This window comes from Roseinatronobacter alkalisoli, from assembly GCF_028745735.1.
In the GTDB taxonomy this organism is placed as follows: domain Bacteria; phylum Pseudomonadota; class Alphaproteobacteria; order Rhodobacterales; family Rhodobacteraceae; genus Roseinatronobacter; species Roseinatronobacter alkalisoli.
On record NZ_JAQZSM010000001.1, the window covers coordinates 279,484 to 292,057 of the forward strand.

General features: G+C 59.7%; 17 protein-coding genes. 12 read left to right on the forward strand and 5 right to left on the reverse strand.

Annotated features, from left to right (window positions below; translation table 11 throughout):
• Positions 1 to 67: 67 nt before the first annotated feature.
• The 5 genes from PUT78_RS01410 to PUT78_RS01430 all read left to right on the forward strand — a co-directional run bounded on the left by PUT78_RS01410 (position 68) and on the right by PUT78_RS01430 (position 4,184).
• Positions 68 to 460, forward strand: coding sequence for a cytidine deaminase (locus PUT78_RS01410; RefSeq protein ID WP_274350233.1), 393 nt, complete (start codon positions 68 to 70; stop codon positions 458 to 460).
• Entirely contained in the window at positions 460 to 1,662 is a 1,203-nt protein-coding gene (locus PUT78_RS01415; RefSeq protein WP_274350234.1) for a phosphopentomutase, read from the forward strand. Before PUT78_RS01410 ends, PUT78_RS01415 begins: the two co-directional genes overlap by 1 nt.
• Positions 1,659 to 2,672, forward strand: coding sequence for an adenosine deaminase (locus PUT78_RS01420; protein ID WP_274350235.1), 1,014 nt, complete (start codon positions 1,659 to 1,661; stop codon positions 2,670 to 2,672). Before PUT78_RS01415 ends, PUT78_RS01420 begins: the two co-directional genes overlap by 4 nt.
• Positions 2,654 to 3,289, forward strand: coding sequence for a uracil phosphoribosyltransferase (gene upp, locus PUT78_RS01425; RefSeq protein WP_274350236.1), 636 nt, complete (start codon positions 2,654 to 2,656; stop codon positions 3,287 to 3,289). Before PUT78_RS01420 ends, upp begins: the two co-directional genes overlap by 19 nt.
• A gap of 76 nt (positions 3,290 to 3,365) precedes the next feature.
• Positions 3,366 to 4,184: an SPOR domain-containing protein gene (locus PUT78_RS01430; protein ID WP_274350237.1), complete on the forward strand. Its 819-nt coding sequence runs from the start codon at positions 3,366 to 3,368 to the stop codon at positions 4,182 to 4,184.
• A 15-nt stretch (positions 4,185 to 4,199) separates the two neighbouring features.
• Here the strand turns inward: PUT78_RS01430 and PUT78_RS01435 are convergent, their stop codons facing one another.
• The gene (locus PUT78_RS01435) at positions 4,200 to 5,102 is read right to left on the reverse strand and encodes a DMT family transporter (protein WP_274350238.1); all 903 of its coding nucleotides are present in this window, start codon (positions 5,100 to 5,102) and stop codon (positions 4,200 to 4,202) included.
• A gap of 203 nt (positions 5,103 to 5,305) precedes the next feature.
• Here PUT78_RS01435 and PUT78_RS01440 point away from each other — a divergent pair, with 203 nt between their 5' ends.
• Positions 5,306 to 5,521: a hypothetical protein gene (locus tag PUT78_RS01440; protein ID WP_274350239.1), complete on the forward strand. Its 216-nt coding sequence runs from the start codon at positions 5,306 to 5,308 to the stop codon at positions 5,519 to 5,521.
• A 108-nt stretch (positions 5,522 to 5,629) separates the two neighbouring features.
• On the opposite strand, the gene ilvC is transcribed toward PUT78_RS01440, so the two are convergent.
• Positions 5,630 to 6,652 (reverse strand): ketol-acid reductoisomerase, encoded by a 1,023-nt coding sequence (gene ilvC, locus PUT78_RS01445; protein ID WP_274350241.1) that lies wholly within the window; start codon positions 6,650 to 6,652, stop codon positions 5,630 to 5,632.
• A gap of 130 nt (positions 6,653 to 6,782) precedes the next feature.
• Here ilvC and PUT78_RS01450 point away from each other — a divergent pair, with 130 nt between their 5' ends.
• The 4 genes from PUT78_RS01450 to PUT78_RS01465 all read left to right on the forward strand — a co-directional run bounded on the left by PUT78_RS01450 (position 6,783) and on the right by PUT78_RS01465 (position 9,199).
• A complete protein-coding gene (locus PUT78_RS01450) occupies positions 6,783 to 7,241 on the forward strand; it encodes an Lrp/AsnC family transcriptional regulator (RefSeq protein WP_274350242.1) in 459 nt (152 codons plus the stop codon).
• Positions 7,242 to 7,310: 69 nt separating this feature from the next.
• On the forward strand, positions 7,311 to 7,766 hold the full coding sequence (locus PUT78_RS01455) for an Lrp/AsnC family transcriptional regulator (protein WP_274350244.1): 456 nt from the start codon (positions 7,311 to 7,313) through the stop codon (positions 7,764 to 7,766).
• 39 nt (positions 7,767 to 7,805) lie between these two features.
• Entirely contained in the window at positions 7,806 to 8,144 is a 339-nt protein-coding gene (locus PUT78_RS01460; RefSeq protein WP_274350245.1) for a DUF952 domain-containing protein, read from the forward strand.
• Complete coding sequence (locus tag PUT78_RS01465; protein ID WP_274350247.1) at positions 8,141 to 9,199, forward strand: quinone-dependent dihydroorotate dehydrogenase; 1,059 nt, start codon at positions 8,141 to 8,143, stop codon at positions 9,197 to 9,199. The genes PUT78_RS01460 and PUT78_RS01465 overlap by 4 nt, the downstream gene beginning before the upstream one ends.
• 38 nt (positions 9,200 to 9,237) lie before the next feature.
• Here PUT78_RS01465 and PUT78_RS01470 read toward each other — a convergent pair whose 3' ends face one another.
• From PUT78_RS01470 to PUT78_RS01480, 3 genes are read right to left on the reverse strand one after another with little or no spacing between them, the layout of a single operon-like run.
• Positions 9,238 to 10,575: an MATE family efflux transporter gene (locus tag PUT78_RS01470; RefSeq protein ID WP_274350248.1), complete on the reverse strand. Its 1,338-nt coding sequence runs from the start codon at positions 10,573 to 10,575 to the stop codon at positions 9,238 to 9,240.
• Between the two features lies 1 nt (position 10,576).
• Positions 10,577 to 11,095, reverse strand: coding sequence for a PaaI family thioesterase (locus PUT78_RS01475; RefSeq protein WP_274350249.1), 519 nt, complete (start codon positions 11,093 to 11,095; stop codon positions 10,577 to 10,579).
• Complete coding sequence (locus PUT78_RS01480; RefSeq protein WP_274350250.1) at positions 11,092 to 11,517, reverse strand: PaaI family thioesterase; 426 nt, start codon at positions 11,515 to 11,517, stop codon at positions 11,092 to 11,094. Before PUT78_RS01480 ends, PUT78_RS01475 begins: the two co-directional genes overlap by 4 nt.
• Before the next feature lie 129 nt (positions 11,518 to 11,646).
• On the opposite strand from PUT78_RS01480, the gene PUT78_RS01485 reads away from it, so the two are divergent.
• Positions 11,647 to 12,027, forward strand: coding sequence for a MerR family transcriptional regulator (locus tag PUT78_RS01485; RefSeq protein ID WP_274350251.1), 381 nt, complete (start codon positions 11,647 to 11,649; stop codon positions 12,025 to 12,027).
• A gap of 110 nt (positions 12,028 to 12,137) precedes the next feature.
• Positions 12,138 to 12,536, forward strand: a complete 399-nt coding sequence (locus PUT78_RS01490; protein WP_274350252.1) for a MerR family transcriptional regulator — start codon at positions 12,138 to 12,140, stop codon at positions 12,534 to 12,536.
• Positions 12,537 to 12,574: the final 38 nt, after the last annotated feature.

The window sequence follows — 12,574 nt, forward strand, 5'->3', positions numbered from 1 at the left end:
GCTTGCATTGCGCTGCTGGCCGACGCAAAGTTGCTGCCATTGACGAAACCGGATCATAAGGTGGCACATGACGCTTTTGCATGAAGCGCGCAGATTGCGCGAAATGGCCTATGCGCCCTATTCCGGTTTTCAGGTGGGGGCAGCGTTGCGCAGTGCTGACGGGCGCGTTTTTGGTGGCTGCAATGTTGAGAACGCCGCCTATCCCGAAGGGACATGCGCCGAAGCAGGCGCAATCGCGGCAATGGTGGCCGCTGGTGCCCGCGCGATTGCGGAAATCGTCGTTGTTGCTGACAGCCCCACACCCGTGGCCCCGTGCGGGGGGTGCCGCCAGAAGATTGCGGAATTCGCCACAGCGGAAACAAGGGTGACCATGGCAACGCTCGCGGGGCAGGAAATCACAATGACAGCGAAAGAATTGTTGCCCGGTGCCTTCGGGGCGTCCCATATGGACAAAAGCTGATGGCGCGGGCGTTTCTGGTTGTGCTGGATTCGGTTGGCTGCGGTGGTGCCCCCGATGCTGCCGAATTTGGCGATGACGGCGCGAATACGTTGGGGCATGTAATTGCGGCTTGCGCGGATGGGCGGGCCGAAGACGGGCGCAGCGGTCCCCTTCATGTGCCGGTGCTGGATAGTCTGGGACTGGGTGCTGCGGTGCGGCTGGCGTCAGGTGCGGCCACACCGGGCTTGTCAGCCCAGCCCGGCGGGTTGTGGGGCGCGGCGACAGAAACATCGCGCGGCAAGGACACGCCTTCGGGGCATTGGGAACTGGCGGGTGTGCCGGTGCCATGGGACTGGACCTATTTTCCAAGGCAGGTTCCCGCCTTCGCGCCTGAACTGGTGGCGCAGATATGCACGCTTGCGGGCACTGACGGTATATTGGGCAATTGCCACGCTGCAGGAATTCCGATTGTGCAGGAACTGGGCGCGGAGCATCTGCGAACAGGCTGGCCGATCTGCTATACATCTGTGGATTCGGTGGTTCAGATCGCAGCGCATGAAGGTGCGTTCGGTCTGGACAGGTTGCACAGGCTTTGCGCCGATCTGGCGCCCACGCTGCATGCCATGCGCGTCGGGCGGGTGATTGCGCGTCCGTTTACGGGGACGGCAGCAACAGGGTTCGTGCGCACCCCCGACCGGCGCGATTTTGCAATGGCACCACCTGCGCCGACATTATGCGACTGGGTTCAGACTGCGGGTCGGCAGGTGCATGCCGTGGGCAAGATTGGTGATATCTTTTCGGGGCAGGGGATAACACGGAAATATAAAGGGGCAGACGACCATGCACTTTTCGAACATTTTCTGCGGTTGATAGACGAATCCGAGGCAGGTTCCCTGACTTTTTGCAACTTCGTGGAATTTGACACGCTTTATGGTCATACCCGTGATGTTTCCGGATATGCCCGCGCGCTGCAACGGTTCGACAAGGTTGCGGGGCAGGCGCTAGAACGGCTGCGCAGCGGCGATATGCTGGTTATCACCGCTGATCATGGCAATGACCCGACAGCGCCGGGCACTGACCATACGCGCGAGCGGGTTCCTGTGCTGGTGGCGGGCTATGGCGCGGGGCAGATTGGGCATTGCGCCTTTGCCGATGTCGCCGCCAGCATCGCCGCACATCTTGGTGTGCCTGCGCAAGGTCCGGGCCGGAGTTTTCTGCCATGACGGATCGACATGAACTTGCGAAAATCCCAAAGCTGGAACTGCATCTGCATCTGGAAGGGGCCGCACCGCCCGCATTCATCCGCGAGCTTGCGAAGCGCAGGCATATCGACCTGTCGGGATTGTTTGACGAACAGGGGCAATATCGCTGGCAAGGCTTTGCGGGGTTTCTTGCCGCCTATGAAGCTGCCTGCGCAGCGCTGAAGACCCCGCAGGATTATCATGACCTGACATTGATTGTGCTGGAAAACGCAGCCAGCCACGGCGTAATTTACACGGAAACCTTCCTGTCGCCGGATTTTTGCGGTGCGGGCGACATTGTGGCGTGGCGCGACTTTCTGGCCGCGATCGAAGCTGCTGCCGAAAGCGCGCAGTCACAGTCGGGCATTGTCATGCGCGCCATTGTGACCTGTATTCGCCATAATGGCCCCGCACAGGCGCGCAAAATCGCCGCCTGTGCGCAGGAAACGGCGGGTCATTTTGTGACGGGCTTTGGCATGGCGGGCGATGAAACATGCTTTCAGCCGTGTGAATTCAGCTGGTCCTTTGATGCCGCGCGCGAAGCCGGGCTTGGGCTGACGGTGCATGCCGGGGAATGGGCGGGACCGGATGCCATACGCGCGGCGTTGCATGATCTGCGCGTATCGCGCATCGGGCATGGTGTGCGGGCAATCGAAGACCGCGCATTGGTTGCGCATCTGGCGGAAAACGGGGTGGTGCTGGAAACCTGTCCGGGGTCCAACGTTGCGCTGGGCCTTTATCCGCGCCTGCGCGACCATCCGGTTGCCAGATTGCGTGATGCTGGCGCGAAGGTTACTGTGTCCACGGATGACCCGCCGTTTTTTCGCACCGACATGACACGGGAATATGACGGGCTTGCCCAAAGCTTCGGCTGGGGCGCGAGTGATTTTGCCGAAATCGCGCGTACAGCGCTTGACGCGGCCTTTACTGATGCGCCAACGCGCGCGATGCTACAGAAACGACTGGAGGAAGCATGCCCCAACCAAAGTTGACGATCATCGAGCATCCGCTTGTTGTGCACAAACTGTCGATGATGCGTGACAAGGATTTGTCCAGCCGCGATTTTCGCAGCCTGCTGCGCGAAATCAGCCAGTTTCTGGCCTATGAGGTTACGCGCGACCTGCCGCTGCGTTTGCAGACGATCACCACCCCCCTGACGGAAATGCAGGCCCCGGTTCTGGATTGCCCAGATCCGGTTCTGGTGTCCATTCTGCGGGCAGGGAACGGCTTGCTGGACGGCATGCTGGAAGTGCTGCCAACCGCGCGTGTGGGTTTTGTGGGCCTCTATCGGGACGAAGAAACGCTGCGCCCGGTGCAGTATTACTGCAAGCTGCCACCTGAACTTGCGAGTCGGCGTGTGATTGTGGTTGATCCGATGCTGGCAACGGGCCATTCGGCCGCCGCCGCGATAGATTTGATCAAGGCCAAAGGCGCGACCGATATTGTGTTCCAATGCCTGCTTGCCGCGCCTGAAGGCGTGGATTGCATGGTCCGCGCGCACCCGGATGTGCGCATTGTCACGGCGGCACTGGATGAATGCCTGAACGAGAATGGCTATATCGTTCCGGGACTAGGGGATGCGGGTGACCGGATTTTCGGCACATCATAAGCCACGACAAACTTCGAATCGGGTTTACTTTCAGTTCGGTAAAAGGCCATGGTCATTGTGTTGAAGCGGGGGTTTCATGTCTGCCAGATCATTTGCAATCATAACTGTTTTATCCATTGCCCTTACCATGCCTGCGCAGGCCCAGACCAATAGCGGGACGCCTGCCGAATTACCGCCTGCAGGTTATGATGGCCGTGAATTCACTGACAGCCGCGGCTGTGTGTTCCTGCGCTCCACTTTCGGGGGCGCTGTAACATGGGTGCCGCGCTATGGTCCGGACCGCCAACCTGTATGTGGCGGCACGCCCAGCATTCGCGCCGAAGTGCGTGAACCCGCCATTCAGCCGGTGCCGCAACCCGTCGGGTCAACCGCGCGGCCTGCGCCTGCGGCCAGCGGCAAGGAACCCTTGCGCGGTGCAACCGCGCCGCGCCGCGCCACCCCGCGCCGTGCTGTGCCACGTCGGCCCGATGCATCCGGTCGCCATCCGGATTGCCCGCTGAATGCACCCTACGGGCAGGTCGTGCGCACCAGTGATGCGCGCCTTATGGTCCTGTGCGTGGCGCACCCTGATCATTTCCCCGCGGGACTTGGGTCGAATGCGGGCCATCACGGCCCTGTTGTACTGCCTTCGAACACTGTCATGCCGACATCCGCACCTGCGCCGGTGGTTATGCGCCAGCATGGCAGTCATTTGCAGGTTGGCAGTTTCCGGGTGCCGGCAAATGCGACAGGTCTGCGCGCACGGTTGCAGGCGCATGGCTTGCCTGCGGGAGTTCACATGGAATCCGGCCTGAACGTGGTGACGATTGGTCCACTTGCCGATGCGGCACAGGCCGGTCGGGCGATGCAGATCGTGCGCGCCATGGGCTTTCGGGACGCATATTTCCGGCGCTAATGCGATTGGGGACTGTCAGGTGGCAGGGTTTTGCTGTGACTTGCGGCTGCGGCTGACCATTAGTCCTGCAATAATGATACCCAATGCCAGCAGGATGCGGGCGGAAAGCTCCTCTGACAGGATCAGCACCCCCATCAGCACCGACCAGACCGGCACATGGTAATTCACCTGCGACAGAAAGCTTGGCCCCGCACTGCGGATAATGCTGATTTTCAGCAATGTTGCCAGACCGGTCGGTAAAAGCCCGAGGAAAAGCAATGCCAGCAGTGGGCGCGGTCCGGGCAGGGAGGGCACACCTTCATGCCATAGTGCGGCGGGCAGCATGATGACACTCGCCACCCACAGCGCCAGCACACCAAACGCCATCGGGTGCACATCCGGACAGCGGCGCGTAACGATCGCGCCGACGGCGTAACTTAATGCAGCCGCAAGGCAACCCAGCCGCGCCAGTGCTTCCAGTTCGGACCCGGATACCGCCAGAACGCCAGGTCCGATCAGCACAGCCACACCCAGCAGGCCCAGAACGAACCCGCCCGTCTTGGCATTGCTCAGCCTTTCGCCGGGAACCAGAAAATGTGCCAACCCCAGAACGAATAGTGGAATGGCCGCCATGCTGATGCCGGCAAAACCCGATGTGACATGTTGCTGCGACCAGCTTAGCAAAAAGAACGGCAGGGCACTGGAAAGCACGCCCATCGCCGCGGCGAAGGCCCAGATTTCAGGCCGGGTCGGCAGCCTGATCCGCAGCACGAATGCAACGCCCGTAAGCGTCAGGGCCCCGATCACGATGCGCCCCGCAGCCACCCAAAGCGGTGCGAACCCTTCAAGCGCGATGGCAATGCCAAGAAAGGATGCACCCCAGATCAGGCCAAGGGCGATCAATGACATCCAGTTGGTCAGGCTCGGGGTGGTCGGCATGGGAACGGCCCTTGGGTGCGCTAGGTCTTGAACATGTGCAGTAATGCGACGCGACTGCAAGGATGTCCAGTCTGCAAGATGCAAGTGGCGCAGGAGTCACATTCCGGTGTAAGCCCCGAAAATGTCTGATTTAAGTCCAGAAAAACACGTGATGTCAGTGTTTTATGGAAAATATAACCAGTTCAATCAGGGATAGAAGCAGAATGCAAAGGCGCGGAACAGACAGTTGCATCCGCGCATTTTCTGCGTCTGAATCGGGTGCAGTAACAGTGGACTGGGTGGTCCTGTCGGCGGCGGTGATCGGGCTGGCGGTTTTCTCGGTAGTCCGGATTGGCGAAGGCAGCGTTGATCTGGCCAATGCGCTTCAGGACAGTGTGCCATTCAGGTTTTCGACTGATCCCCCCACCGGGGAAGAGTAGCGCTAAACCAACCGGCGCGTTGATGCAGCAGAACTGAATGGCCGAAAGGGCGGACACATCGAAACGCCCCCTCCCCGGAGGGAAGGGGCAGGAGTTTGTGCGAAGCGCTTAGTTGCGGTCCTTGTCGACCATCTTGGACGCACCGATCCAGGGCATCATCGCGCGCAGTTTCGCGCCAACCTGTTCGATCTGGTGTTCATCATTGATGCGGCGTGTGGCCTTGAAGAAGGGCTGGCCGACAGCGTTTTCCTGCATGAAATCACGCACGAACTTGCCGGTCTGAATGTCGCTCAGTACTGCCTTCATCCGCGCCTTGGTTTCGTCATAAGGCAGGATGCGCGGGCCGGAAACATATTCGCCATATTCAGCAGTGTTGCTGATCGAATAGTTCATGTTGGCAATGCCGCCTTCATAGATCAGGTCGACAATCAGCTTCACTTCATGCAGGCATTCGAAATACGCCATTTCCGGCTCATAGCCAGCCTCAACCAGCGTTTCAAAACCCATGCGGATCAGTTCGACCAGACCGCCACACAGGACGGCTTGTTCGCCGAACAGGTCGGTTTCGCATTCCTGACGGAAGTTGGTTTCGATAATCCCAGAACGCCCGCCACCAATGGCGGAACAATAGGACAGGCCGATTTCCATTGCCTTGCCAGTCGCATCCTGATGCACGGCCACAAGGCAGGGCACGCCGCCGCCTTTGGTATATTCGCCGCGCACCGTGTGGCCGGGGCCTTTGGGGGCCATCATGATGACATCGACACCGGGTTTCGGCTCGATCAGGCCGAAATGCACGTTCAGGCCATGGGCGAAGGCAATCGCTGCGCCGTCACGCAGGTTGTCATGCACATATTTCTTGTAGGTTTCGGCCTGCAATTCGTCGGGCATGGTGAACATGATCACGTCGCACCATGCAGCAGCTTCTGCAATGCCCATGACCTTCAGGCCCTCGGCTTCGCATTTCTTGGCGCTGGCCGACCCTTCGCGCAGGGCGACAACAACATTCCTTGCCCCCGAATCGCGCAGGTTTAGCGCATGGGCGTGGCCTTGGCTGCCATAGCCCAGAATGGCCACTTTCTTGTCCTTGATCAGGTTCACATCGCAATCGCGATCATAATATACGCGCATGGGTCTTCCTCCAGTAGGTGTGTGTCTGGGCGCAGCATAACGATTTTCCTGCAAAATGCGTTTCATATCTCGCGTATATTTGCCAGTTATGATAATTATCATTCGTAAAAATGTAAAAACAGAAATAATCATGCGTATCGATGACAGTGACCGCCGCCTGCTACGCCAACTGATGGCCGCCCCCGGTGCCAGTACCGCAGAACTGGCCGCGCGCGCGGGCATGACCGAAGCCACCTGTTGGCGCAAGCTGGACAGGCTGCGCAATGCGGGCATTCTGCGCGGGCAACAGGCGGTGATCGACTGGCGCGCCCTTGGCTGGCAGGTTGAAGTCAGCTTGCGGATCACCCTGGACAAGACCAACCCACGCGCCTTTGATGAATTTATCGCGGCAGCACGCGCCGTTCCGGAAGTTCTTGAAATTCAGAGTTTTCTTGGCCGTGTCGATGTGCGCCTGAATGTCATTGCCCGCGACATGGGCCATTATCAACAAATCTACCGGGACCGTATTCTGACACTGCCGCATATCTCGGATCTGGAAGCGCTGATGCATCTGTCTGACATCAAATCCGAAGAAAGTCTGCCGCTATGATCTTCATCTTACGCCAGATACACTGGGGTGAATGCGGCAGCGCCCCTGTGTCGGCACCCGTGAAACGCCATGATTGATCTGGACGAAACCGACCGCGCCTTGTTGCGCGCATTCGCTAGGGACAGCACCCAAAGCGCCGGTGCATTGGGGCGTAAGCTGGGGTTAAGCCAACCTGCCGCGTGGCGCAGGCTGAAACGGTTGCGCGATTGCGGTGCCATCGCGCGGCAGCGCGTTGATCTGGATGTGGCCGCACTGGGCTTCGGGGTCACGGTGTTTCTGGGCATCAGTCTGGCCGCAAAGGGCCGCGTCTCTCTGGCGGATTTCGAACGCGCCGTGTCCGCCATTCCCGAAGTGCAGACCGTGCAGCATGTGCTGGGCCTTTATGATTACCGGTTGCGGGTGGTCGCGCGGGATCTGTCGGATTTTGAACGCATCCTGCGGCGGCGCATCATGACATTGCCGGGCATCGGCGCGGTGGATGCCAATGTGCTGCTAAGTGAAGAACGCCTGCCCGGACCCTTGTAGGGAATTGACCTTGGCGCTGGTATTGGGCAAGACCACAGCATGCTGATTTACAAGATATTCCGCCGCCCCGAATGGGATGACATGGTTGCGACCGGGCACAGCCATGGTGCGCCGGTCGATCTGGCGGATGGCTATATTCATTTCTCCACTGCGGGGCAGGTCATGGAAACTGCTGCAAAGCACTTCGCACAGGAAAGCGATCTGGTGCTGATTGCGGTCGATGCCAATGATCTGGGCGCTGCCCTGAAATGGGAAGTGTCGCGCGGTGGTGATCTGTTCCCGCATCTTTACCGGCCGCTGCGCCGCGCGGACGTACGCTGGGATACATCCCTGCCGCTTGGCGCGGCGGGCCACATCTTTCCGAAGGGGCTGGTATGAGCATTCTTGAAAGCGCGGGCCTTGCCCTGTTGCGCAGGTTTGACCCTGAAACGGCACATGGTCTGGCCATCAAGGCGCTGCAATCGGGGCTGACCCCCATGCCGCGCCCTGTGGTGTCAACCAAGCTGAAAACGCAGGTCGCGGGGCTGGATCTGCCCAACCCTGTCGGGCTGGCGGCGGGGTTTGACAAGAACGCCACGGCATTGCGGGGGCTGTCGCGCGCAGGTTTCGGTTTTGTCGAAACGGGCGCTGCCACCCCGCGCCCGCAACAGGGTAATCCGCGCCCGCGCCTGTTCCGGCTGACACAGGACCGCGCGGTTATCAACCGGTTCGGGTTCAATAATGAAGGCGCGCAAGCCATTGCAGCGCGGCTCGCCCGCCGCCCTGCGGGTATGGTGCTGGGCTTGAATCTGGGGGCCAACAAGGACAGCATCGACCGCGCTGGCGATTTCGCGGAAGTGTTGCGCATGACAGGGGCGCATATCGATTTTGCCACGGTCAATGTTTCATCGCCCAATACCGAACGCCTGCGGGATTTGCAGGGAGCGGATGCCCTGGCGGCGCTGTTGGCCGGGGTAATGGATGCGCGCGCTGAATTACCTCGCCCGATCCCGGTTTTCCTGAAAATCGCGCCCGATCTGTCACAGGCCGAACTTGCTGAAATTGCGCAGGTGGCGCTTGCAGCCAATCTGGATGCCATCATTGCCACCAATACCACATTGTCACGCGATGGATTGACCAGCGCCGATGCGCAACAAGCGGGCGGCTTGTCAGGTGCGCCGCTGTTTGAAAAATCCACGCGCGTTCTGGCGCAACTGTCACATATTACTGATGGCAAGCTGCCGCTGATCGGCGTGGGCGGGGTGTCCTCTGCCGAGCAGGCCTATGCCAAGATCAGGGCAGGGGCATCGGCGGTGCAGCTGTATTCTGCGCTTGTCTATGAAGGGCTGTCGTTGGTGTCGCGCATCAATCATGGTCTGATTGCTTTGCTGGAACGTGATGGATTCGCGAATGTGGCGGAAGCCGTGGGCACGGATCGGGAAAAATGGCTGTAAACTTTCCTTGCTCGAAATGCGAAAAAAAACTCAGTGGTTTATGCGCGATCTGCACCTACGCGTCGCTCCAGCCGTGGATAAAACGCTGCCAGAAACGCCCCGCGCAGGATGTTCAGCACCATCAATGCCACCCATAGCGCATGATTGCCCCAGACCGGCACTGCCCACCAGATGATGCCCGCATAGATTGCCACGGCCAGAGTAACAGTGTTGCGCATTTCGCGCGTGCCGGTGGCGCCGATGAATATTCCATCAAGCATATAGGCCCCGGCACCCAGCACGCATAACACAACGACATAGGGCAAAAAGACGCGCGCGGTTTCCTGAACGCCTGTATCCTTGGCCATCAGGTCAATGGCAAACGGGCCAAGCACCCAGACCCCCAGTGCCATCACCAGCGCGGCGCTGATGGCCCAGACAGATGCACGCGTTGCGGCCTGTCGCATGGCAACCATGGAACGCGCGCCCACGGCATGGCCGACAAGCGCTTCGGCGGCAAAGGCAAACCCGTCCAGCGCGAAGGCCGTGACCATCAGAAACTGCCACAACACCTGATTTGCGGCCAGTTCCACATCCCCTAACCCTGCGGACATGAACATGAAGCCGGTCATTGCGCCTTGCAATGCGATGGTGCGCAGCATGATGTCGGAATTGACGGCCCACATCCGGTGCAGCCGGGCGCGGTTGAAAACCCGCGCCCAGTCGCGCCATTGCGCCCCCGAAAACGCCGCGCGACACAGGTACAACCCCAGAATCAGCGATGTTGCTTCCGCGATCAATGTGGCGATGGCCACGCCCTGCACGCCCCAGCCCAGTCCCAGAACGAACCACAGGTCCAGCGCAATATTCAGCCCGTTCATCCATAGTTGCAGAATCAGGACCGACCGTGTGCGTTCCGTGCCGATCAGCCAGCCATTGACCGCGTAAAGTGCAATTGTGGCAGGTGCGCCCCAGATACGGATGACCAGATAGTCGCGGGCCAGTTCTTCAACCGCGGCGCTGGCGGGGGCTATGCGAAAGGCGGCGGCCATGATCAGGGCCTGCGCCGCGACCATCACCACCCCGGCGACCAGCCCCAGCATGATACCGCGTGTCAGCACAGCGCCGCTTTCGGCCAGATCACCCGCGCCGCTGGCCTGTGCGACAAGCCCTGTCGTGCCCATGCGCAGGAAACCGAAAATCCAGTAGATCGATGCCAGAATGACCGCGCCCAGCCCCACAGCGCCAATGGGCGCGGCGGCCCCCATCTGGCCTACAACGCCGGTATCCACCGCGCCAAGCAGCGGGACAGATATATTGGCCAGAACGATCGGTACGGCAATGCGCAGAACCCGCCTGTTGGTCACAGGCCGCGATGCCGTTAGGGCAGTGGTCATGTCAGGCCTTGCCAGATGGGTTTTCTGCGGCCGGAGGCATCAGGAAATGCCCGGTGGCCTGCGCGAACAGGCGTGTGCGGTTATCCTGCCATGCTTCAACGTGAACACTGGCATAGCGTCGTCCGGACCGGTTGACCCGCGCACGCGCATATGCGTCGCGGGGCAGGCCGGTGCGCAGGAAATCGATTGTGAAATCAATGGTCTTTGGCAGGCGTGGCATGTTCTGCGCCATGCTTTCTGCACTTAATCTGCCGGATTCAAGTTCTTTCCACAGCATGGCCCAACTCAATTCGACAATGGCTGCCACTTCCAGAAAGGATGCAATTACCCCGCCATGCAACGCGGGCAGAATGGGGTTTCCGATCAGGCTTTCATCAAATGGCAGCACGGCAGTCAGTTCGTCGCCGTGGCGTTCGAACCGGATGCCGATGAACTGCGCATAAGGAATGGCCCCCACCAGCGTTTGCAGCGCGGTATCACGCCGGTACTTGACTTGCTGCACGGGTTCGGGGTGTTTCATTTCGACACCTTTTTCACGTGATCGAAGGTGAATGCGCCGGAAGCGGTTGCAACCGGGTTTTCGCTGTCGTCGTCATGGGCCGTCGCGCGGACGAAGGCCACGTTGCGGGTGACGTGATAGCAGACGGCGCGCGCGGTTATCCGCTGTCCCGGTGTCGATGCGCGCATATAATCAATGCGCAGATCAATCGTCGCAGTTGTTGTCGCGCCGGGATAGGACATTACCGCCGCACCACCGCAAGTGTCCATCAGTGCGGACACCGCCCCGCCATGAATGACGCCGGTTGCGGGATCGCCCACAAAACGCGCGTCCCAATCCATGGAAATACGCGCCTCGCCGGCGCTGATCGCTTCCAGTCGCATGCCCAATGCGCGTGCAAAGGGCAGGGCGCTGATGAAACTATGCGGATCTGGTTGTGACATGGGAACCTCTGGCGATAACGGGAATTCCATCTGTGCCCGTTCCGGCGCAAATGGCAAGGGGGCGCGGGGAATTGCATCAGCGCGATGGAGCGCGTAGCATGATATCCATATTGCAGGGAGGCATGTGATTTGACGGAGACCAGACTTGCATTCAAGCAGATGTGCGAGAAGTTCGACGTAACACCGCGCACCCTGCGGTATTACGAATACATAGAATTGCTGTGCCCCGAAAAAGAGGGCCGAAACCGTTTCTACACCCCGCGCGAAGTGGCAAGGATGACCCTGATCATGCGCGGCAGGCGGTTCGGCTTCAGCTTGGAAGAAATCAGGCAATGGCTTGAAATATACGAACAATCCGGGACAGAAACCCAGCTTCTTGCATGGTTGAACATGGCGGATCGCCAGCTTGTTGCCCTGCGCGAACAGGCCGCTGAACTTGACCGCACGATCAGCGATCTGCATAAGCTGCGCGAAGACGCAGCCAGACTTCTGAAGAATGGCGAAACGTGACGTAACACTACGTTTTGACGTGGCGTTTTGCTTTACCTTCACGTCAACCTGCATATGTTATCCCCCAAGGCGGCGCTCTGAAAAGCGCGCATTTTCCGGAGGGGGAAGCCATGTCAGAAGATGTCAGGTCAATCAGGCAGATGTGCGATGCATTCGGCGTGACACCACGCACATTGCGTTTCTATGAAGCGAAGGAATTGTTGTCCCCCCAGCGCGACGGGCAGCACCGCCTGTTTACCCGCCGCGATCAGGCAAGGCTGAAGCTTATTCTGCGCGGCAAGCGTTTCGGTTTCAGCCTGGAAGAAATTCGCCAGCTTCTGAACATGTATGACCGCGACGACAGCGAGTTAAAGCAGCTGCGCAAGACCTATGAAATCGCGCTGGCGCGACTGGCCGACATGGAACGCCAGCGCGACGAACTGACAGAAGCAATTGTCGACCTGAAAAAGGAACTGGCATGGGGCGAATCCGTCCTGCGCCAGTCCGACAAGCCTGAAGCCGCCGAATAACACAGAATCCTGCATTGTCCTGATATGCAGCACCTAAG

Excerpts from the sequence above, each read along its gene's own strand:
- PUT78_RS01470 (WP_274350248.1), bottom strand. The coding sequence starts at position 10,575 with ATGACCACTGCCCTAACGGCATCGCGGCCTGTGACCAACAGGCGGGTT.
- PUT78_RS01460 (WP_274350245.1), top strand. The coding sequence starts at position 7,806 with ATGCTGATTTACAAGATATTCCGCCGCCCCGAATGGGATGACATGGTT.
- ilvC (WP_274350241.1), bottom strand. The coding sequence starts at position 6,652 with ATGCGCGTATATTATGATCGCGATTGCGATGTGAACCTGATCAAGGAC.
- PUT78_RS01440 (WP_274350239.1), top strand. The coding sequence starts at position 5,306 with ATGCAAAGGCGCGGAACAGACAGTTGCATCCGCGCATTTTCTGCGTCT.
- upp (WP_274350236.1), top strand. The coding sequence starts at position 2,654 with ATGCCCCAACCAAAGTTGACGATCATCGAGCATCCGCTTGTTGTGCAC.
- PUT78_RS01435 (WP_274350238.1), bottom strand. The coding sequence starts at position 5,102 with ATGCCGACCACCCCGAGCCTGACCAACTGGATGTCATTGATCGCCCTT.
- PUT78_RS01430 (WP_274350237.1), top strand. The coding sequence starts at position 3,366 with ATGTCTGCCAGATCATTTGCAATCATAACTGTTTTATCCATTGCCCTT.
- PUT78_RS01455 (WP_274350244.1), top strand. The coding sequence starts at position 7,311 with ATGATTGATCTGGACGAAACCGACCGCGCCTTGTTGCGCGCATTCGCT.
- PUT78_RS01475 (WP_274350249.1), bottom strand. The coding sequence starts at position 11,095 with ATGAAACACCCCGAACCCGTGCAGCAAGTCAAGTACCGGCGTGATACC.
- PUT78_RS01420 (WP_274350235.1), top strand. The coding sequence starts at position 1,659 with ATGACGGATCGACATGAACTTGCGAAAATCCCAAAGCTGGAACTGCAT.
- PUT78_RS01410 (WP_274350233.1), top strand. The coding sequence starts at position 68 with ATGACGCTTTTGCATGAAGCGCGCAGATTGCGCGAAATGGCCTATGCG.
- PUT78_RS01480 (WP_274350250.1), bottom strand. The coding sequence starts at position 11,517 with ATGTCACAACCAGATCCGCATAGTTTCATCAGCGCCCTGCCCTTTGCA.
- PUT78_RS01415 (WP_274350234.1), top strand. The coding sequence starts at position 460 with ATGGCGCGGGCGTTTCTGGTTGTGCTGGATTCGGTTGGCTGCGGTGGT.
- PUT78_RS01490 (WP_274350252.1), top strand. The coding sequence starts at position 12,138 with ATGTCAGAAGATGTCAGGTCAATCAGGCAGATGTGCGATGCATTCGGC.
- PUT78_RS01465 (WP_274350247.1), top strand. The coding sequence starts at position 8,141 with ATGAGCATTCTTGAAAGCGCGGGCCTTGCCCTGTTGCGCAGGTTTGAC.
- PUT78_RS01450 (WP_274350242.1), top strand. The coding sequence starts at position 6,783 with ATGCGTATCGATGACAGTGACCGCCGCCTGCTACGCCAACTGATGGCC.